This is a genomic window from Bacillus sp. AR8-1 (assembly GCF_008042345.1).
In the GTDB taxonomy this organism is placed as follows: Bacteria; Bacillota; Bacilli; order Bacillales; family Bacillaceae_G; genus Bacillus_A; species Bacillus_A cereus.
Genome location: NZ_QNUB01000017.1, coordinates 144374 through 165598, shown reverse-complemented (window position 1 = coordinate 165598; position 21225 = coordinate 144374). Strand labels below are relative to the sequence as shown.

The following is a 21225-nucleotide window of genomic DNA, read 5'->3' as shown; positions in this document are numbered from 1 at the left end:
TATTTATTGTCGGTTTCTGTCGGTAAGTCGATATATTTTAATAATCGCTGATATATTTTCATTTCATAACAGCCTGGCCCAACTTTTATGAGAAAAGGTAGTGATATTATGTGGAAACGACAAATGATCCACACGAAACGTGGTACATTTGAACTCTTTACAAAAGGAGATGGCGAATCGCTTTGTATTACACATCACTATTCACAATTTAATGAAACTGGTGATTACTTTGCGGATGTTTTTACTGCTACGCATCGTGTATTTCTCATTAATTTACGAGATACTGGTCGCTCTGTAACCGCCCATTCAGAAAACGAATTAAGCATAATTGAAACAATCCACGACTTAGAAGCAATACGAGAAGCATTACAACTTCCAACATGGCATTTCGCTGGTCATTCAACAGGTGGTATGCTTGGACTTTTATATGCGATTACATATCCAAATTCCTTACAATCATTAGTCGTAGCAGGAGCTGCAGCAAGTAACTATACCGAAACACCATTTTGCATTTATCATCCCGAACATTCACAATTTCATTATATGCAGGAGCTCATCGAAAACTTAAAAAGCCCTCACCTTACAAGTGAAGAACGGAAAGAACTATCTACTAAGAGAACAAAATTATCATTGTATAAACCAGAAAACTACAACTCTTATTTTTGTAAACCAATCAAAAAAACAATGTCCGCTAACCGGATGAACGCTTTCGCCAATGAATATCCGTTATTTGATTTAAGGGAGTATTTACCTTCCATCCAAACAAAGACACTTATTATATGCGGAAGATATGATGTGCAGTGCCCAATTCAATATTCTATCGAGATACATGATGGGATACGTAATTCTATCTTCATTCCATTCGAAAACAGCAACCATTATCCTTTTTTAGAAGAAGCTGCTCAATTTACTTCTACTACTCAAACATTTTATAAATCGTTAGTACCGTTCTTATTAAGAAAACCTAAACACTGACAAAAAGCTCACAGCCTCTATAAGACTATGAGCTTTTTTCAAAAGAAATATTTCACACTAAAAACAACTAAAAAAATACAAGAAATAACAACTAAACCCACATCAAGTAATACCGACTTTTTATCTCTATCTTTTAAACTTACCTTAGAGCTAGAAATGCTTTTAATTACCCAAAAGATCGCAAAAAAGAACCAACCAAAATGATCATTCGTAGAATCTTCATCATAAAACATTTGTATTGCACCAATAATCAATAAGATAAGTACGATATTAGTTCCAATCTTTAAAGCCTTGTTTGATTTATTATCTTTTAATATATCCCCCAACATATAGCACGCTCCCCATGCTCTCCTCTGTTTTGTTTCTCTTTACATTTTAACATAAATTACCTATTCCTTCCTTTTCATTCGAATAACATACAAAAAACCTGCCAATAACTCGGCAGGTTCCCTACACATTAAAACGATAACCAGCTCCCCATACTGTTTCAATATATTGCGGGTGGGCAGGATCTCTTTCAATTTTTTCACGTAGCTTTCTAATGTGGACGACAACAGTGGCTAAATCACCAGCGGAATCTAATCCCCAAATGCGTTCAAATAACTGTTCTTTATTTAATACTTGGTTTGGATGTGTTACAAAGAATGTTAATAAATCAAATTCCTTCGTTGTAAATGCCACTTCTTCATTGTTTATAAAAACTTTCCTCGCTCGTTGATCGATAGAAATTCCGTGAATATATAACGTATCACGTTGCTTACTTACATTTCCTGATAATCTTTCATAACGGGCAATATGTGCTTTTACTCTTGCAACTAATTCGCTTGGACTAAACGGTTTCGTTATATAATCATCCGCTCCTAATCCGAGTCCGCGAATTTTATCTATATCTTCTTTTTTTGCTGAAACAAGTAGAATCGGAATATCTTTTACAGCACGTATTTGTTTACAAATTTCGAATCCGTTCATTTTCGGGAGCATAATATCTAAAATAATTAAATCATATTCTTCTTGCAGTGCTATTTGTAAACCTGTTTCTCCTGAATGCTCTACATCAACTTGGAAATCATTAATTTCTAAATAATCTCGCTGTAATTCTGCAATACTTACTTCATCTTCTATTAGTAAAATTCTTTTCAATTTACTCACCACATTCCTCTACTTTTTCCAATGAGAAGAAAATGCTTGTGCCTTTACCAAGCTCGCTTTCCGCCCAAATTTCCCCGCCATGTTCTTCAACAATTTGCTTCGCTATTGCTAAACCAAGTCCACTTCCACCTGTGCTAGAATTTCGCGATTGTTCTGCACGATAAAAACGTTCAAAGATATACGGTAGCGTATCAGATTCTATACCTGATCCATTGTCCATCACTTTCACAATAACATTATTGTTATCACTCGATACTGTTACAGTAATTTTCTTCTCTTCTTTATCCATGTACTTCACACTATTATGAATTAAATTTGATATAACTCTATTTATCTTTTCGCAATCAGCCGTTACATATAATGGCGATGAATGTAATTGTAAGTTAACTTCTATACCTTCTTCACTTAAATCCATCTGCATCTCTTCTATTAATTCTTGCATAAACGTATTTAATTCAACTGTCTCAAATTGGAATGGAACTCGATTCAAATCGAGCTTCGAAAACAAAAAGAGTTCATCAATGAGTGTGTCCATATGTTTTGCCTTCGTGTGAATTGTCATTAAATACTTATCCATTTTTTCTGGCGTATTTGCTACCCCGTCCTTTATTCCCTCTACATATCCGATAATAGATGTAATCGGTGTTTTTAAATCATGCGATATGTTTGAAATAAGTTCTTTTCGATTTTCTTCATACTGCGTTTGTACTTCAATCGATTCTTTTAACTTCTTCCTCATTTCCTCAAATCCTTGATTTAATTGACCTATTTCATCGTGCGATGTAACTGGCATTTGAAAATCTAAATTTCCTTCTTTAATTTTCTCTGTTGCGCCTTTCAATACAAAAATTGGTTTTATTACACTTCTTGAAACGAGATAACTTAATAATCCAATAAATAAAATAGCTAATAGTAAAAGCGATACGAATAAGATTGGAAATAATTTTTGTGTAAGATCTACAAATGAACTTTGCTTTCTTAGTACAAATATACTCCCTTCTTCTTTCTCTGCAAAATAAAAATCAAATTTTACATATCGATAAAATGTATCACCTAGTTCTGTTGTACCACGACTATTAATATTTGCTGCTTCAAATTTCGGAAGGGCTTCTGTTAAAGTCGAACTTTCAAAACCCTTTGTAGCATAAGAAATGTTTTCTCCCTTTCTTACAATTATTTTCACGCCTTCTTTTTCAATTGATGAAACGAACGATTCATCTAATAATTGAGATTGATGTTGCTTTGCCGCTAATTTTAATTCAAGATAGGCATTCTCTTCTTCTGGTGTAAGCGGCTTTTGAATGTAAGAACTTTTATAGAAATTTTTCACTGCTTCCAAGTCACCTGTTATCGAAAAAACAATTAAAAATCCCGCGACTAATATGAGCGTAATAGAAACGAGAATTACAGCAATATAAGAAAATAAAAACTTTGTTTTAATAGACATCATTTACATCCTCACTTTACCCATCCTTCATATTCATAAGCATAAAAATATATGTTCAAATACTCAAGCGATTTTATAGTAATTTTAGCGTCAGTTTATAAAAATTTAATGTTCCTATTTTACAGTTGAAATTAGGAGGTTGAAATTCCATGTTCAAAAAAACATTCAGTATGATATGTTGCGTAATTTTTTTACAAGGATGCTCGCAAGAACAAGAAGTAAAAAAGGAGATGACAAACATGGAGACTGCACTACTAGCAGCTACTGAAAAAAATGAAACGAATACTGTTATATCTTTACTAAAACAAGGCGCAAATATAAATGCGACGGATAATCAAGGACGCACTCCGCTTATGATTGCTACATACAAAAATGATGTAAAAACCACAAAGGCACTTATCGAAGCTGGTGCTGACGTAAATATCCAAGATGACATGAAAAATAATCCCTTTCTATACGCCGGTGCGGAAGGTTACTTAGACATTTTAAAATTAACAATTGATGCTGGTGCAGATCCTACGATTACAAATCGTTACGGCGGAACAGCTCTTATCCCAGCCTCAGAACATGGCTATATTGACGTTATAAAAGAACTCCTCACTCGAACAACTATTGATGTAAATCATGTAAATAATCTCGGATGGACAGCTTTAATGGAAGCCATCGTACTAAGTAACGGAAACGAAACACAGCAACAAGTCATTCGCCTTCTTATTGAGCACGGTGCAGATGTAAATATTCCAGACCATGATGGTGTTACCCCGTTAGAGCATGCTCGCGCTCATCACTTTGAAGAGATAGAGAAGATTTTGTTAGAAGGCCGTAAGTAAAAAGCTAATTTTTGCCTTCCTCCCCCACCCTATGCTACATTTAAGCCGTTACATTACTATTAATAGGGTGGGATTTAAAATGAACAAACCTAAAATTGGGATGATTGGACTTGGAAGTATTGCGCAAAAGGCCTATCTTCCAACACTTACAAAAGAAACAGATTGGAACTTTGTAGGGGCGTTTACACCTAACGAGGAGAAAAGAAAACAAGTTTGCCAGCAATACCGGATTCAAGACTTTCATTCTATTGAAATGTTAGCTTCGGAATGCGATGCAATCTTCGTGCATAGTTCAACTGCATCACATTATGAAATCGTTTCTGAACTTCTGAAAAAAGGGATCGACGTTTATGTTGATAAGCCGCTAGCAGCTACAGTGGAACAAGCTGAGCAACTAGTCGAGTTGAGCGAGAAATACAACCGAAAATTAATGGTCGGATTTAATCGCAGATTCGTTCCTATGTATGTCGCTGCCAAAGAACAGGCTAATGATATTTCATGGATTCGAATTGAAAAGCATCGCACAAATAAAGTCGGGCCATATACGTACGATTTCACTATGTTAGATGATTATTTACACATTGTAGATACAGCTCGCTGGTTAGCTAATAATGACCTTAACGTCGTTCACAATATGATGCAAATCAATGAAAAGAATGAACTTCTTTACGGACATCATACATATACAACTCCAAGTGGACTGTTACTTTCTACTGCAATGCATCGCCATGCCGGTACAAATTTAGAACAAATTGAACTTGTAACGCCAGGGAAAATCATTCGCGTAAAAAATATGAATACATTTGAAATTGAACAGGAAAACTCAGTTTCACAAAGTGGTTCCCCATCATGGGATACGACGTTAAAACAACGTGGTTTTGAAGATGCTGTTCATCATTTTATTGAGTGTGTACAAGGCGATACAAAGCCTGTTGTAGATGGATTAGAAGGATTAAAAACGCAGCAAATGCTACAATCTTTACTAGATGATGTAAACAAAATGTAAAACGGATACATTTTTCAGAATTTACTTTCATTCCCATTTCCTCTTTATTTCTCTCGTAAATTTCTATAGAATATGTTGATAGGAATTATAAATTTCATATTGAATCGTGGAAAGGATGGGATTAACACATGTGGAACGAGTTTAAAAAGTTCGCTTTCAAAGGGAATGTCGTTGATTTAGCTGTCGGGGTTGTAATCGGTGCTGCATTCGGTAAAATCGTTAGTTCTTTAGTAAAAGACATTATTACACCATTACTTGGTATGGTATTAGGTGGCGTTAACTTTACAGATTTACACTTTGGATATGGTAAATCAGCTGTTATGTATGGTAACTTCATCCAAACAATTTTTGATTTCTTAATTATCGCAGCTTCTATCTTTATGTTTATTAAAGTTTTCAACAAACTAACATCTAAAAAAGAAGACGAAAAAGAGGAAGAAATTCCAGAACCAACAAAAGAAGAAGTTCTTCTTGGCGAAATTCGCGACTTATTAAAGCAACAAAATTCTTCTAAAGATAGAGCATAATTGAACGGATAAAAAGGCATGTCCCAAGGGACATGCCTTTTCTATATGTTATAACGTTTCCGAATTCATATGAATAAATAAAATAATACCAGCAACCATAAGTACCATAATGCTACCTGCAAATAGTGTAATACCAATAAACATTAAACTTGTGCTCATATCTACTGATACACTTTCAATAAAAATAGAAATTACATACGTGATAAGGGCAATTCCTGCAAGAATACTTCCTGGAACAAACCGCTTTAAGCCATTTTGTTTTAACGTCATATATGCAAAAATAGCAGTCATACAAAGCGTAATTATCCAAAGAACGATCATCTCTTCTCCCCCCTCACAAGCCTTTTCTTTCTATTATACATGACATTGCCCTATAATAGGTAAATTTGCACTTATGTGACATATAACAAGGAATCATACAATTTATAGAGAAATCTTCTAAATAAGCTATAAACTAGGGAGAATTTCAATTGGAAGATGATATTGTAGGATATTTTAAACAAGTAGAGCGATTCGATTAAATTACAATTGACTTAGACAAAGATGAAACCATTATTACTGGCCATGTGAAACAATATGATCCTTCTAGATTAGAACAGTTAATACAAAGTTTTAAAACGCACTGCCCAAACATGCCTTGAACATAATTTACGAAGCGCTGAAGAACTTTTTGCATTTTGGAAAAGAAATTGACCACTAGGAAAATATGGATATTTTTCATATAAATTGATATAATTACCATATACAAATATTCTTTGTAAGGGAGTGTTCATAATGATTTGGATGTCACTAATCGTATTAGCTTATTTCATCATTCTCGTCCCAATACAGTACAACTACATTAAAATGCTCAAAGAAAAACAGAAAAAAATGAATGTCTCACAAAACGAACTATATGACAACATGTCTTATGAAGAATCCCAAGTACATTACCATTATCAAAGTAACGTATTTACAATACCTGCTTCGCTTGTCGCAAGTATTATTTATAAAGTGAAACATGCAGCATAATGTGTACGCTGTAAAATTATTGTTTGAGTCTGTTCATACTGGTGAGCCTGATCCTACGAAAATTGATGAGCATTATGAAGAGAATCACGATACACTTTTTGAAGAAAGTATTATTCTTGTTAAGGCAAACAGTTTAGAAGAAGCTCATGAACTAGGTGAAAATATAGCTATACAATCGGAGCACACATACGATAATATGTATGATGAGCAAATCACATGGACGTTCCGAAAAGTGTTACATGTGTTTGAATTAGACGATACCCCATTTGAAACTGGAAAAGAATTGTACGCAAGATTTTTACACGTTAAGAAAAATGAAACTGTAGATACAGTAATTGAAAAATATTATCCTGAATATGAATAAAAGCTCACAGCAATCGCTGTGAGCTTTTTTATACTTACTTCGTTGAATCTCTAAATTGGATACGGTGAGGTAAGATAACAGTGTGATCTTCCACTTTTTCTTTGTTCATATACTTTGTTAATAGACGCATTGCTACTGCACCGATATCATACATCGGTTGTACAACTGTTGAAAGTTGCGGACGAACCATTAATGCAAGGCGTGTATTATCGAAACCAAGTACTTCTACATCAGTTGGTACGTTTAATCCAGCGTCTTGTGCTGCATGGATTACACCTAGTGCCATTTCATCAGAAGATACGAAGATTGCTGTTGGCTTTTCATCATTGCTCCAAAGCTTTTCGAATGCTTCGATACCTGAGTCATATGTGTAATCTCCATCGATTACAAGATTTTCATCATATGAAATACCTTCTTCTTCTAAAGCTTTTTTATAACCTTGTAACTTCTTCGCGCTTCCCGCTTTATCAATGAATGGACCAGAGACGAAACCGATACGCTTATGTCCTTGCTCAATAAAGTGCTTCATTGCATCGTAAGCTGCTTGTGTATAATCAATATTTACTGATGGCGTTTCATTTTGCTCATCGAATGACGCTGCTAATACAATTGGTACTGGAGATTTTTTAAATTCTTCAATGTGAATGTCTGTAATATCTTCACCCATGAAAACAATTCCGTCCACTTGCTTTCCAAGCATCGTATTTAATAAATGGAACTCTTTCTCTTTGTTTTGGTCAGAGTTACTTAAAATGATGTTATATTTGTACATTGTTGCGATATCTTCAATTCCACGTGCAAGTTCTGCATAAAACGTATTTGAGATATCAGGAATAATAACACCTACTGTAGTTGTCTTCTTACTTGCTAGTCCACGTGCTACCGCATTTGGGCGGTACCCTAAACGATCAATTGCTTCTAATACTTTCTTTCTTGTTGTAGGCTTTACATTTGGGTTACCGTTCACAACGCGTGATACGGTAGCCATTGAAACGTTCGCTTCGCGCGCTACATCATAGATTGTTACGTTCATCTCATCGCACACTCCTTCTATTTTTGTTATCTATTTTTATGTATCGGTTACTTGAATGAAAAAAAGACATCAACTCTATTTGCAGATGCCACCAATCGTCCCGAGTTCTTCCTTTTACTAATGATACGATAAAAACGCAGGCTCATACAATATTTTCCCGCAAAAGTTTCGAAAAAATTCGCTTCTTTTCTCGTATTTTCGTATTTTTTATGAAAAAAGAGCATTTTTTGTAAAAAAATAGATGTTTCCTAAGTAGAAATCTTATTTTAAGCGGTACGATAGTAAATGAAATTTATATCGACGATTTTTCGAATATATCAACCGTAACTCGAAATATATCAGCGATTTTCCAAATATATCTACCACAACTCTAATTATATCAGCGATTTTTTTAATATATCAACTTACCAACAAAAATCGACAATGACAGTCTCTATACAGATGCCCCAAAATGCCTTATTGGAACAGCTCATTAAAAGTTTTTATGATTTAATTCCAAATGATTTTAATTCATTCATAAAATCATTAAAATGCGGAATATTCATTTGCTGCGCCTCATCTGATAAAGCTACAGCGGGATTTGGATGTACTTCAGCCATAATTGCGTCTGCACCAATTGCCATCGCTGCTTTTGCAGTTGATAAGAGAAGGTCACGTCGCCCTGTAAAATGCGTTACATCGACAACAACAGGTAAATGTGTTTCTTTCTTTAAAATCGGTACAGCGGAAATATCAAGCGTCTTACGCGTCACTCTTTCATACGTGCGAATACCTCGTTCACATAAAATAATGTTCCCATTTCCCTTTGCCATAATATATTCTGCCGCATTAATGAATTCTTCAATCGTTGCTGATAGACCACGTTTTAATAATACTGGTTTATTTACAGCACCAGCTACCCTTAGCAAATCAAAGTTTTGCATATTGTGAGTGCCAATTTGAATACCATCAACGTAATCTAATGACATCTCAATATCATTTGGATTTAAAATTTCACTAATAACAGCCAAATCATATTCATCTGCTACTTGGCGTAAAATTTGTAATCCTGCTAATCCAAGACCTTGAAAATCATACAGTGAAGTATGTGGCTTGAACGCACCACCACGTATTAATTTCAACAATCGTATCTTCTATTTTTTTCTTACAAGACACAAGTAGTGCTTTACGATGATCCTCTTCTTGTAACTCTAAACCAGCTTGAAAAATTTGTTTGAAAATATGTTGTAAAGTCGAAGTTTCAAATGAACCATTATTATTCTCTACAATTAAATCCAGCATATTTCTTTCACGTACAGGATCAAAATGTTTCACACCTTATACTTCTTTTAAAGTACCAACTTCTTGTACGAGACGACCTCTTTCGTTTAATAACTCTAATATTTGTAAATAAAGTTGATCAATTTTAGAACGTAAACGACCTAATTGTTGTGATGCCATAAGAAAGCCACCTCTTTCAAATTCCTATATATTACTTTTTTAAGATAACTTATTATAGTTGATACATATACGATTGTCACACGATATACAGCAATGAATTACCATCAAAAAACGTTGTATATTTTCATTTAAAATAAAAAAAAGACAGTTTACATACTGTCTTTTTTACAAGAAGGAAACAAACGGTTTATCACTGTTTTTCTCTTTTATAATAACGGCCTCAATTTTACTCTCGGACTTGATCTGTAATTGTACTTTCGCATCTTTAGGCAATTTGTCTAACATACCTTGCGCAGCTAATTGGGTAAGAGCCATTAATTCTGTTTTACCGTTATATTTAATAACAATATTCATATTTAATGTATCCATTTGATCTTTCTTATAAGAAACTTTTGCGTTGACTGGAATAAAATCTCCAGTAGAAAAACCTTTTATTTCCTTAGCAAAGTTAGTTATTTTTGTATTATCTTCTCCATGTGCTTGTGTAAATTCATCAGAAGGATATGAATACGACTTTTCATCAATTGTACTCCAATTTCCAAGGTTCGTATCATTCTTTTGAACAGTAGCACTAGCAATATACGTACCATTTTTTAAAGAACTTGTACTTTCTTGCTTAAAGATAGCAAACGTAATTGGAGATTTGTTATATTTATCATTTTTGTTAATAGCTTCAATAAGTTGTTTAGCAACTTCAGACCCTTTAGACATAGCTTCTTCATTCGATACACTTGAAGACATAGCTAAGCCAATCATAACACCAGATAAACTTAATTCATTTGAATTCTGTTTTCCGAAATAGTCTTGTTCTATAATATTCGTCAAAACTGGCGCTTCTACTTTCGCAACTAGTTCATCAACTAGTTTCTCTGGAATATACTGATTTAATTGCAGTACGTGGCTCTCTGTATCAAATTGCTGCGTTGCAATATTTATTAAACCATTTTCATACTCTGCTAAATCTAATTTAGAATTTGTTTTTATATTAGCTGTATTAATAACCTTTTGTTCTTTTAAAGGAATAACAGTTCTATAATAATCTTTAGAAACAGCAGTTCTCGGAATCATACTTTTTTCTTTTGTATCTTTTTGTATAACTTCATCCTTCTTACTAATCGTATTACTATTGTTACTACAAGCTCCCAGTAATAAACTTACGACTGCGAAGGATAATGCCATTTTCTTCATTACTTAAAACCTACTTTCAACAATCTAGTTATTTAGTTTGAACTATTAATAGTGTACCATTAAATATATTTCAACAAAAACAAAAAAAAGAAGCAAGCACCTTTAGCTTGCTTCTTTTTACTTTATATTCTCTTCTAAAGCATCTTTTTTAATATTCCAATGAGATGTATTCCATACTACCATACCATCTTTTATGTATAATACTTGCGGGGATTCATGTCTAATACTGTATTGTTCTGCAACACGATTTGACACATCTCTTGCATCTTGTACGTATAAGTAATACGCTGGCACTTCTCTTTCTTCACTGCAATACGCTTGAAATTCTGTGTATGCACCGTGACTAATCGGGCATGTCGTACTATGTTTAAAAAGAACATACGGCTCATTCTTTTCTACTAAGACTTCAAGCTCTTCAATTGTTTCAAGCTTTGTCATATTCATCACGATTCACCTCTCATACGAAATCTAGAGCGCTTCTCTTTCTTTTCAGCGTTTTTCTCAATTCTTTCTAATTTACGCTCTTCTTTTTCAACCTTCTTCTCTTGTCTCGACGCACGGTAATGATTGTATACTTCAATCGCCGCACTGCTCCACTGTACAACTTGCGCTACTTTATCAGCGTTATTTTCAATTTCGTCCGTTACAGAGTCTGATACATTACGAAGCTTCGTATTTAAAGATTGGATTGTCGTTCCAATCCCATCTACACCCGCTACCACTTTATTTAATGACTGTGACTTCTGTTGAATATCATCAGCTAACGCATTCGTTTTATGTAATAATTGCTCTGTCTCTACGCTAATTCCTTGCATTTGTTTTTCTAAACCTTCTAACGTGCTTGCAACGTTTTCTAACGTCTTCTGAACCGATAACAACGTTCTGCATACATACACTACTAATACTGCGAAAGCAACCGCGATAATAGCCGCACTTACATATAAAAGAACTTGCATTTCATCACTTCCTTTATCTTTTTCATACTTTCCCCTATTATACAATCATTTTCCGTTTCATTCTAATCCCTATCTCATCATTAGAATTTTCATACTTATTCGTTAACTGTAACATAAATCATTCAACAAATTCCACTAAGTAGGTTACAATAGGAGAGGATACATAATTAGTAGGGAGGCTTTACATATGAAAGATCCACGTATTGAAAAGTTAGCATACAATTTAATTAACTACTCTATCCGCTTACAAAAAGGTGAAAAAGTATTAATTGAAAACTTTGGCTTACAAAAAGAACTTGTAACTGCACTTGTAAAAGAAGCATATGCAGCTGGTGGTTTCCCATTCGTCTCTTTAAAAGATCATCAAGTAGATCGCTCTTTATTAATGGGTGCTACTGAAGAACATTTCGAACAAATCGCTGCATATGAAGCAAGCGTAATGAAAGACATGGACGCTTATATCGGTCTTCGCTCTGGCGATAATATTAATGAACAAGCTGACGTTCCAAGTGAGCGTATGAAAGTTCATGGCCAAACAGTTGGCAAAAAAGTTCATAGAGACATTCGCGTTCCAAAAACACGCTGGGTTGTTCTTCGCTACCCAAATGCTTCTATGGCACAGCTTGCTAAAATGAGTACAGAAGCTTTCGAAGACTTCTACTTTGAAGTATGTAACTTAGACTACGGTAAAATGGATAAGGCGATGGATAGCCTTGTTACATTAATGAATAAAACAGATAAAGTTCGTTTAACTGGTCCTGGAACTGACTTAACATTCTCTATTAAAGACATTCCAGCAATTAAATGCTCAGGTCATTTAAACATTCCAGATGGTGAAGTATACTCTGCACCAGTTCGTGACTCTGTTAACGGTACAGTTTCTTACAACACACCATCTCCTTACAACGGTTATACATTTGAAAATGTACAACTTAAGTTCGAGAACGGCCAAATCGTTGAAGCAACTGCAAACGATTCAGAACGCATTAATAAAATCTTCGATACAGACGAAGGCGCACGCTACGTTGGTGAATTCGCAATCGGCGTAAACCCATACATCTTACATCCAATGGGAGACATCCTATTCGATGAAAAAATCGATGGCAGCTTCCACTTCACTCCTGGACAAGCTTACGACGATGCATGGAACGGCAACAACTCGAACATCCACTGGGATTTAGTATGCATCCAACGCCCTGAATACGGCGGCGGCGAAATTTACTTTGACGACGTACTAATCCGTAAAGACGGACGCTTCGTTGTACCTGAATTAGAAGCTTTAAACCCAGAGAACTTAAAATAATAAAAAACGCTCGGAATTATATCCGAGCGTTTTTTTATTATCCTCACCCTATATTGATCTACTGTTCTTACTTTTTGTTTGCTGAAAATGAAAATAATATAAAAGCACCACTACGATAGTACCTATTAATATCGGTTCATATAAGGGCAGATCCCATTTCATATATACTCTAGTGCAAATAGCAAACACAAGCAAAATTTCCAAACAAAACAAAGGTTTTACATATTTCATTTCTTACCTACCATTTCTATTTTCACATGTGGATTTTCTTTCTCGATAAGCGCCAAAAATTCATTCATATTTTGCGGCATCGCAATTATATGTACTTTATATGCATTCGTCGTAATTTCAAGCGATTTCCCAACTTGACGAATTATTCTTATCTCTTTCAATACAATATCGTCATTTAAAACACCGTACTTTAATACGCCATTTTCTACTTTATGTTTTTTAATAAATACTTCCCAAACAAGTGGTACATTTACAATGAAGCATAAACCCATCCCAATCAACGCCGATATCCAATGCGCTTTATTAGTGAAAAGCATGACAATTGGATATATACACATAAAAGCTAACGTAAGACAAACAAAAATGACTACTGACTTACTTCTTTGAATTGGAAAGTTCATACCTACACCCCCTAATCCAAATTATACCACTATTTCCATTTTAGTTCATAGAAAAAGGCCATTTCTAAATGACCTTTTACACAATGTACCTATAAAATTTCTTATCTACCTGTAACACTGGAAAATTTTTCGGCAACTGATCTATACTCACACTTTGAAAACCATTCTTTTCATAAAAACGATGTGCCGCTAAAAATTTTACTGTTGTTCCTAAGTAAATATCTTTCAATTTTTTATCCTCAGCCCATGAAATTGCTTTTTGAAGCAACATATGCGATGCGCCCCATTCTTTTCCGCGAAACTCTTTCTTCACGAACATTTTTCTTAACGCTACTTGACGATTCTCAATATCTAATAAAGCTACTGTTCCAACTACTTTACCATCATAAATTGCTACCCAAAAGTTTCCGTGATCCTTTTGATAGAATGTTTCTATTTCAAGTAAATCAGGTTGCTCTTCTTTCGTAATGGGAACATTATACTCTTTGTGCTGAATATGAACGATAAGATCTACTACTTCCTCTTGAAACGTACTTTCATACGGAACAATACGAATTTTCTCGTTCATCGAATTTCTTTCCACTCTGAAGCTAATAAACTATATACAGCGACATCATGGAAATGATCATATAACCATTCTTCATCTCGTAAAATACCATCTAACTTAAACCCTAAACGCTCTGGAATAGCGCGACTTTTCACATTTTCAACACCGCATCGGATTTCCATTTTATTTAATTTTAAATTCTCAAATGCATATTGAAGCACAGCCTTCACGCTACGCGTCATAACGCCTTTTCCTCCAGTATCTTCTGCAAGGTAATAACCAAGACTCGCGGCTTTCTTCCCCCAGCTCACTGGATGAATACCTACCATCCCAACGAGCTTTCCTTTGTAACGTATACCACTTTCAAAACCGTCTCCCTCTGCAAATTTCTTTAACCACATCGGAAAAATCTCATCATAAGCATCAGCAGATTTTGTCCCATCTATCCAAGGGAGCCATTTTCGTAAATGATTACGGTTTTGATCTAATAATTGATATAATTCCTCTTTATGATGTTTTTCTAGTAATTGTAGTTCGATTTCGTCATCTACTCGGAGTGTGAACATGCTTTTTAGTCCCCTTTTTAGTTTTCTTATTATTCTAACATTTTTAGGTGTAAAAAGTTAAATATTAACACTTTCTTTTGATTTTCTTTGTATAAAACCAGAAGAATACGATACTCCCGTAATAACTAATATCATTCCTACAGATTGTGCAGATGTTATATTGACTCCTTCAATAAAAGAAATAAGTATTGTAACAACAGGCACTAGATTAAAAAATAATGATGTCCTTGCTGCACCAATTTGAGCAATTCCATTATTCCACCATAAGTAACCAAGCACACTCATTCCAATTGCCATAAAGAGAATTGCTCCCCATGCCAACAAAGGAATTTCTAAAACTGGTACTATACTTTTTTGTGTAGAAGATATGATAATAAAGGCAAGTGCACCAATAGTCATCGTATATGTCGTCGTTTGTATTGGATTACCAGTTTTAATAAACCGTCTGCCTAGCACGCCGTATAACGCCCAGCAAATATTCCCTAATAAAATATAAAAATCCCCTTTTGAAAATGATAAATGTTGTAGTATTGTAAACGAACCTTGTGTAAGTACAAAAACAACGCCAATTAGTGCAAGTAACATTCCAATAGCTTGGCGCTTCACAATTTTCTCTCGTAAAATGACACTTGCTAACAGCGTCGTAACGAGAGGATTTGTCGCCATAATAAGTGCACCATTAACAGCTTCTGTATATTTCATTCCTAAAAAGAAAAAGAAGTTAAAGCCGAATACACCAACAATACCTAGCAAAAGATAATAGGTCCTATTCTGCATCCATACTTTCAAATCAAAATCTTTTCGTATTTTTAACAAACATAACATCACAAATGCAGCAATCCCAAAACGCCATGCTGCTATATGAATTACGTCGAAATACTGCACCGCATATTTCGAAGCATTAAATGTCCCACCAGTAAATATCGCAAAACCTAATAACTGCGTATATACTTTATTTTTCATTGCCGGCCTCCAAGTCCTTATCTTCTAGAAAACCGTAATAAATTTCTAACTTCTCCTCCGTTAGCTGAACAACTTTTTGCAATTGTTCCTGCTGTTCTTTTAATCGCTCCAAGTGCGTTGTTAAAATGGAAATTCTCTTTTTTACTTTCGCTGGTACTTCCTCTTTCTTCTGCCTAATTTCCTCTATAATGCACCCATCACTTGCAAATTCAGCCATCTCTTCTAATGACATCCCAGTTTGTTTTAATGAATATAAAAATTTTAATAAACGTACATCGCCTTCTGTATATTGACGAATACCGCTATATCGCGTTGGTGGTGGTAATAAACCTAATTTCTCATAGTAGCGCAAAGTGTGAATGCCCATCCCTGTTAATTCTGCTACTTCACCGATTTTATACATGTTCTCTCCCCCTTGTTTTTACATTTTCATCTTACAACCTAGAGTTAGCTCTAGGTCAATACATAAATAAAAGTTGAACACAACAAAAAAGACGCACAGCCACCGCTATGCGTCTTTTCTATTATTTCTCTGCAACTTGAACTTCTTTTACGTAAGCTGCTTCGAATTTTTGGATGTCACCTGCGCCCATGAAAATTAGAACGCCGTTTTTATGTTTCTTTAATACATCCGTTGTTGTATCTGTAATTAATTCTGCACCGTCAATACGCTTTTGCAGATCTTCGATTGTTAATTCACCTTTGTTTTCACGTGCTGATCCGAAAATATCACATAAGTATACTTGGTCAGCTTTGCTTAAGCTTTCTGCGAACTCATCTAAGAACTTTTCTGTACGTGAGAATGTATGTGGCTGGAATACAGCGACAACTTCACGCTCTGGATGTTTTTGACGAGCAGCTTCAATCGTTGCATTAATTTCTGTCGGATGGTGTGCGTAGTCATCGATGATTACTTGCTCTCCCATCGGCTTTTCATTAAAGCGACGTTTTACGCCTTCAAAAGTTGTTAATTGATGTTTTACTGCTTCTACATCAACGTTTTCATAATGACAAAGCGCGATTACTGCTAATGCATTTAATACGCTATGGTTGCCGTATCCTGTAATTTTGAACGTGTCATAGTACGTATTACGAACGAATACATCGAATATCGTGCCATCTGTTCTCTTTTGAATGTTACGTGCTTGGAAATCATTATCTTCTCCAAATCCATAGAAAATAACAGGTACTTTCGCTTGAATTTTTTGAAGTTCTTCATCATCTCCACATGCAATAATGCCTTTTTTCACTTGCAATGCCATCTCTTGGAATGCACTGAATACATCATTGATGTCTGCAAAATAATCTGGATGATCAAAATCAATATTCGTCATAATTGCATAGTCTGGATTGTAAGACAAGAAATGACGACGATACTCACAAGCTTCAAATACAAAATACTTACTATTTTCTACCCCATGCCCTGTTCCATCTCCAATAAGGTAAGATGTCGGGTGTGCACCTTGCATTACATGGGCTAACAAACCTGTTGTTGATGTTTTTCCGTGTGCACCAGTTACAGCAACACTTGTGTATTGGCTCATCAGGTCACCTAAGAAATGATGGTAACGATGGACTGGGATGTTTAATTCTTTTGCTGCTACGATTTCTTCATGCGTATCAGGAAATGCATTTCCTGCAATAATCACTTGTCCTTCTTCTACATTATTCTTATCAAAAGGAAGGATCGAGATACTACGCTTTTCCAACGCTGTTTGTGTAAAGAAACGCTTTTCATAATCAGACCCTTGAACAGTATGCTTCATATCATGAAGAATTTGCGCTAATGAACTCATTCCTGTTCCTTTAATTCCTACAAAATGGTAAACTGTCATCTTAAAGAACCTCCAACATTTCGAACTAATACAACGGCCTATCTATAAGACAGTATATGAATCTTTTCTTATTTTGGTAATCATCATACATTTTTGATGTAGTGAAGTTATTCTTTCCCTTCACTTATCAGGATAAACTCGTACGTACTTCTTTATATGTCCATAACAAGTCCATTATAGCAAAAAAGAAGCCGCTATACTATGATAACAGAAAAACTGATAGGGTCAATCACCTATCAGTTTTTCTCTCTTTTACATATCTTCTCTTTTTTCTAATTGAACACGCTCTAAACGTGGGTTTGGACGATATTTACGACCAGCTTTTGCTTCTGGTTTCCCATTTAATTCTACATTATCACCAGTAAAGCCAATATTCATTTTTAACAAGCTACTTCCTACCCCGTATATGTCAACAGGTACCTTTTGAGCTTCAAATTCACGAATACGTTTTTCATCAAATCCACCAGTTACAACGATGTCTACATGCTGGAATCCTTCTTCATCAAGCGCCTTGCGAAGTGCAAATACAAGCGATGGGTTTACACCACGTGGATCAAATGTTCCAAGTACTTCTGGGTGGCGAATAAAGTATTGATCAATCATTGTGCGAGACGTATCTACACGCACACCTTTTAATGTCGATCCAAACTCACGCGCTACACGAAGTGCATCTGTAATAACATCATTATTGTAATCAATTAGTACAACTAATTCATCTTCTGGGAATTTCTTATGATATGCTTTTGCCGCTTCTACAACATCACCATTAAACATTTGAATTAATGCGTGAGGCATTGTTCCCATACCACTTCTGCCCCACCATTCATTCATCGCATGCGTCGCTTGTGCGCTCATACCTCCGATGTATGCTGCATAACCGTCACCAGCTTGTTGTGTATAATGATCGTCACGATCTCCCATGAAAATAACTGGTTTTTCTTTATCTACACTACGTGCAGCTTGGACAACATTATATACGTTTGTTGCAACCGATGTACGACGAGCTAAAATCCCATCAATAACACCTTCTAAAAATCCGAAATTCTCATAAGGACCATGAATTGTTAACACTGTTTCAAATGGACTAATTTTATCGCCATCTTTTAAAGAGTTAATCTCAAGTTCCTCAGGATTTTTAGCGAATGTTTGCAGCAATGCAATTACTTCATCTGTTCCGCAAAGAACTGCATTTTCTTTTTGGAAAAATTGCATCGTTACAACACTTTTTGGGCGAAATTCTTCAATAATTTCTCTAGTTTTTAAAAAGTAAACGGCGGAGAACCAACCTTCCCCAACGCGTTCGTCAAATTTAAATGTTTTATTTGTTAGTCGATTTATTTCACCTTTTAATTTTAATTCAATTTCTTTCATGTCGCTTTACTCCCTACTTTACTATCCAACATTTTCTATTAGTATACAGCAAAACCGTTTACTATACATTTGTTTCCTGCATAGCGGCAAATTCATCCTCAGAAATAAGGACATCTCTCGGTTTCGTTCCTCTACCTTCAGAAATAATTCCTTGCGATTCCATCTCTTCAATGAGACGTGCCGCGCGATTATAACCGATGCGGAATTTTCGCTGTACAGAAGATGTGGACGCTCCCCCTTGTTCTACAACAAATTGACATGCATCAAAGAACAATTCATCTTCCGACTCAGCCTGTTCTGTTTTCGCTAATAAATCCTCTTGCTTAAATAAGTAATTCGGCTTCATTTGCTTTCTCACATGATCAACTGTTTTTTCAATCTCATCATCCGATACATAGACACCTTGTATACGAACTGGCTTAGATGTACCGTTCCCTAAAAATAACATATCACCACGGCCAAGTAATTTCTCCGCGCCCCCAATATCGATAATCGTACGTGAATCAACTTGAGATGATACAGTAAACGCAATACGCGTTGGAATATTTGACTTAATTAAACCTGTAATAACATCTACAGATGGACGCTGCGTCGCTACTAATAAATGAATACCACAAGCACGTGCTTTTTGCGCAATACGACAAATCGCTTCCTCAACATCACCCGGTGCTACCATCATTAAATCAGCTAACTCGTCAATGACAATAACGATATAAGGTAATGTCTCTCCTGGAATTTCTCGCTCACTTACAATCGTATTGTAGCGAGTTAAATCACGAGCACCTGCGTGTGCAAACAATTCATAACGGCGTTCCATTTCCTCAACTGCCCATTTTAATGCAGCTGTTGCTGCTTTTACATCCGTAATAACAGGTGCTACAAGATGCGGAACAGAATTGTATGGTGCAAGCTCAACCATCTTCGGATCAATTAACATTAACTTCACTTCATGTGGTTTCGCTTTATATAAAATACTCGTTAAAATTGCGTTAATACACACACTTTTACCTGAACCCGTTGCACCCGCAATAAGTCCGTGCGGCATTTTTCGAATATCCGTTACAATTGGATCCCCTGAAATATCAAGTCCAAGTGCAACAGTAAGCGGTGATTCACTCTTTGTGAATACAGGACTTCTTAAAATTTCACGAAGAAATACTGGCTTACTTTCTTTATTTGGAACTTCAATCCCAATCGCACTCTTCCCTGGAATCGGCGCTTCAATACGAATATCTTTCGCAGCTAAACTTAACTTAATATCATCACTTAAATTTGTAATTTTATTTACTTTCACGCCTGGGTCTGGTTGCACTTCAAAACGAGTTACTGCTGGTCCTTGCGATACATTAATAACATGTGCTCCAACATGGAAATTATTAAACGTTGTATCTAATAATTCTTTCTGCTCTTCTAACCATTCTGTATTATCTAGCGCTGTTTGCTGTGGAATTGACAACAACGCTAATGGTGGAACAGTATATGTCGGTGGTGTGTGCAATACATTTCGCATATCGTTCTCTCTTTGATTTACAACATATGCCTTCTCTTTTACTTCCGTACTTGAAATTGGCTTTTGTACTTGCTCTACCACTACTTGCTGCATTGGTTGTTCTTCCACTTGTGGTTCTGCTACTACTTGCTGCATTGGTTGTTCTTCCACTTGTGGTTCTGCTACTACTTGCTGCACTGGGCTTTCTTCCACTTGTGGTTCTGCTACTACTTGCTGCATTGGCTGTTCTTCCACTTGTGGTTCTGCTACCTCTTGTTGTACTGGCTTATTCTCTACTCGTACATTAGCAGAAGGCTGCATTGCATTTGCTCTAGCTGCATGTCTTTCCATTAATCGTGTTCTATCTTGTTTCAACATAACAACATTAAATGGTACATGACGCTTTTTCTCACGTTTTGGTTCTTCTTTTTTTACAACGGGTTGTTCTTCTGCGACCGGCACTTCTTCTACAACTGATTTCTCTTCTACGACCGGTGCTTCTTCTACAACTGATTTCTCTTCTACGACCGGTGCTTCTTCTACAACTGATTTCTCTTCTACGACCGGTGCTTCTTCTACAACTCGTTTATTTT

The 21225-nt window shown here is 35.5% G+C and carries 24 protein-coding genes and 1 pseudogene; 7 read left to right on the top strand and 18 right to left on the bottom strand.

Going from position 1 to position 21225, the window contains the following annotated elements; genetic code table 11:
• Nucleotides 1-87 precede the first annotated feature (87 nt).
• Nucleotides 88-975 carry an alpha/beta fold hydrolase gene (locus DN400_RS12090; RefSeq protein ID WP_139062895.1) on the top strand — a complete coding sequence of 296 codons (888 nt, stop codon included), beginning with the start codon at nt 88-90 and terminating at the stop codon, nt 973-975.
• Nucleotides 976-1013: 38 nt separating this feature from the next.
• Here DN400_RS12090 and DN400_RS12085 read toward each other — a convergent pair whose 3' ends face one another.
• The 3 genes from DN400_RS12085 to DN400_RS12075 all read right to left on the bottom strand — a co-directional run bounded on the left by DN400_RS12085 (nt 1014) and on the right by DN400_RS12075 (nt 3571).
• Nucleotides 1014-1304, bottom strand: coding sequence for a hypothetical protein (locus tag DN400_RS12085; protein WP_000900160.1), 291 nt, complete (start codon nt 1302-1304; stop codon nt 1014-1016).
• A 121-nt stretch (nt 1305-1425) separates the two neighbouring features.
• Nucleotides 1426-2115, bottom strand: a complete 690-nt coding sequence (locus DN400_RS12080) for a response regulator transcription factor (RefSeq protein WP_003271808.1) — start codon at nt 2113-2115, stop codon at nt 1426-1428.
• A 1-nt stretch (nt 2116) separates the two neighbouring features.
• Nucleotides 2117-3571: a sensor histidine kinase gene (locus tag DN400_RS12075; protein WP_065229444.1), complete on the bottom strand. Its 1455-nt coding sequence runs from the start codon at nt 3569-3571 to the stop codon at nt 2117-2119.
• 149 nt (nt 3572-3720) lie between these two features.
• On the opposite strand from DN400_RS12075, the gene DN400_RS12070 reads away from it, so the two are divergent.
• The 3 genes from DN400_RS12070 to mscL all read left to right on the top strand — a co-directional run bounded on the left by DN400_RS12070 (nt 3721) and on the right by mscL (nt 5934).
• Nucleotides 3721-4401 carry an ankyrin repeat domain-containing protein gene (locus DN400_RS12070; RefSeq protein ID WP_065229445.1) on the top strand — a complete coding sequence of 227 codons (681 nt, stop codon included), beginning with the start codon at nt 3721-3723 and terminating at the stop codon, nt 4399-4401.
• A gap of 79 nt (nt 4402-4480) precedes the next feature.
• Nucleotides 4481-5407, top strand: coding sequence for a Gfo/Idh/MocA family protein (locus DN400_RS12065; protein WP_001039712.1), 927 nt, complete (start codon nt 4481-4483; stop codon nt 5405-5407).
• 128 nt (nt 5408-5535) lie between these two features.
• Nucleotides 5536-5934, top strand: coding sequence for a large conductance mechanosensitive channel protein MscL (gene mscL / locus DN400_RS12060; protein ID WP_000267015.1), 399 nt, complete (start codon nt 5536-5538; stop codon nt 5932-5934).
• A 48-nt stretch (nt 5935-5982) separates the two neighbouring features.
• On the opposite strand, the gene DN400_RS12055 is transcribed toward mscL, so the two are convergent.
• Nucleotides 5983-6255 carry a DUF3917 domain-containing protein gene (locus tag DN400_RS12055; RefSeq protein ID WP_000636589.1) on the bottom strand — a complete coding sequence of 91 codons (273 nt, stop codon included), beginning with the start codon at nt 6253-6255 and terminating at the stop codon, nt 5983-5985.
• Nucleotides 6256-6708: 453 nt separating this feature from the next.
• On the opposite strand from DN400_RS12055, the gene DN400_RS12050 reads away from it, so the two are divergent.
• Together DN400_RS12050 and DN400_RS12045 are read left to right on the top strand one after the other, a co-directional pair.
• On the top strand, nt 6709-6945 hold the full coding sequence (locus DN400_RS12050; RefSeq protein ID WP_097913301.1) for a DUF3949 domain-containing protein: 237 nt from the start codon (nt 6709-6711) through the stop codon (nt 6943-6945).
• Nucleotide 6946: 1 nt separating this feature from the next.
• On the top strand, nt 6947-7309 hold the full coding sequence (locus tag DN400_RS12045; protein ID WP_065229498.1) for a DUF4288 domain-containing protein: 363 nt from the start codon (nt 6947-6949) through the stop codon (nt 7307-7309).
• 34 nt (nt 7310-7343) lie between these two features.
• Here DN400_RS12045 and ccpA read toward each other — a convergent pair whose 3' ends face one another.
• The 5 genes and pseudogenes from ccpA to DN400_RS12020 all read right to left on the bottom strand — a co-directional run bounded on the left by ccpA (nt 7344) and on the right by DN400_RS12020 (nt 11926).
• Complete coding sequence (ccpA, locus tag DN400_RS12040; protein WP_001103303.1) at nt 7344-8342, bottom strand: catabolite control protein A; 999 nt, start codon at nt 8340-8342, stop codon at nt 7344-7346.
• Between the two features lie 482 nt (nt 8343-8824).
• A pseudogene (locus DN400_RS12035) lies at nt 8825-9782 on the bottom strand (bifunctional 3-deoxy-7-phosphoheptulonate synthase/chorismate mutase).
• A 165-nt stretch (nt 9783-9947) separates the two neighbouring features.
• On the bottom strand, nt 9948-10970 hold the full coding sequence (locus tag DN400_RS12030; RefSeq protein ID WP_000738029.1) for a CamS family sex pheromone protein: 1023 nt from the start codon (nt 10968-10970) through the stop codon (nt 9948-9950).
• 117 nt (nt 10971-11087) lie between these two features.
• Nucleotides 11088-11414, bottom strand: coding sequence for a bacillithiol system redox-active protein YtxJ (gene ytxJ, locus DN400_RS12025; protein ID WP_001057469.1), 327 nt, complete (start codon nt 11412-11414; stop codon nt 11088-11090).
• Nucleotides 11414-11926, bottom strand: a complete 513-nt coding sequence (locus DN400_RS12020) for a DUF948 domain-containing protein (protein ID WP_001197721.1) — start codon at nt 11924-11926, stop codon at nt 11414-11416. Before DN400_RS12020 ends, ytxJ begins: the two co-directional genes overlap by 1 nt.
• Nucleotides 11927-12113: 187 nt before the next feature.
• Here DN400_RS12020 and DN400_RS12015 point away from each other — a divergent pair, with 187 nt between their 5' ends.
• The gene (locus DN400_RS12015) at nt 12114-13229 is read left to right on the top strand and encodes an aminopeptidase (RefSeq protein WP_000654729.1); all 1116 of its coding nucleotides are present in this window, start codon (nt 12114-12116) and stop codon (nt 13227-13229) included.
• Between the two features lie 48 nt (nt 13230-13277).
• Here the strand turns inward: DN400_RS12015 and DN400_RS29870 are convergent, their stop codons facing one another.
• The 9 genes from DN400_RS29870 to DN400_RS29865 all read right to left on the bottom strand — a co-directional run.
• A complete protein-coding gene (locus DN400_RS29870; protein WP_080477974.1) occupies nt 13278-13460 on the bottom strand; it encodes a hypothetical protein in 183 nt (60 codons plus the stop codon).
• Nucleotides 13457-13861: a PH domain-containing protein gene (locus DN400_RS12005; protein ID WP_001010620.1), complete on the bottom strand. Its 405-nt coding sequence runs from the start codon at nt 13859-13861 to the stop codon at nt 13457-13459. Before DN400_RS12005 ends, DN400_RS29870 begins: the two co-directional genes overlap by 4 nt.
• Before the next feature lie 76 nt (nt 13862-13937).
• Entirely contained in the window at nt 13938-14429 is a 492-nt protein-coding gene (locus tag DN400_RS12000; RefSeq protein ID WP_098205640.1) for a GNAT family N-acetyltransferase, read from the bottom strand.
• On the bottom strand, nt 14426-14974 hold the full coding sequence (locus DN400_RS11995; protein ID WP_000494676.1) for a GNAT family N-acetyltransferase: 549 nt from the start codon (nt 14972-14974) through the stop codon (nt 14426-14428). The genes DN400_RS12000 and DN400_RS11995 overlap by 4 nt, the downstream gene beginning before the upstream one ends.
• A 57-nt stretch (nt 14975-15031) precedes the next feature.
• Nucleotides 15032-15937, bottom strand: coding sequence for a DMT family transporter (locus DN400_RS11990; RefSeq protein ID WP_000792469.1), 906 nt, complete (start codon nt 15935-15937; stop codon nt 15032-15034).
• Complete coding sequence (locus DN400_RS11985; protein ID WP_000276604.1) at nt 15927-16340, bottom strand: MerR family transcriptional regulator; 414 nt, start codon at nt 16338-16340, stop codon at nt 15927-15929. The genes DN400_RS11990 and DN400_RS11985 overlap by 11 nt, the downstream gene beginning before the upstream one ends.
• A gap of 121 nt (nt 16341-16461) precedes the next feature.
• Nucleotides 16462-17772 (bottom strand): UDP-N-acetylmuramate--L-alanine ligase, encoded by a 1311-nt coding sequence (gene murC / locus DN400_RS11980; protein ID WP_000219469.1) that lies wholly within the window; start codon nt 17770-17772, stop codon nt 16462-16464.
• Between the two features lie 252 nt (nt 17773-18024).
• A complete protein-coding gene (locus DN400_RS11975) occupies nt 18025-19143 on the bottom strand; it encodes a nicotinate phosphoribosyltransferase (protein WP_000658372.1) in 1119 nt (372 codons plus the stop codon).
• Nucleotides 19144-19204: 61 nt separating this feature from the next.
• A partial coding sequence (locus DN400_RS29865; RefSeq protein ID WP_255477937.1) for a DNA translocase FtsK occupies nt 19205-21225 on the bottom strand: 2021 nt, incomplete at its 5' end.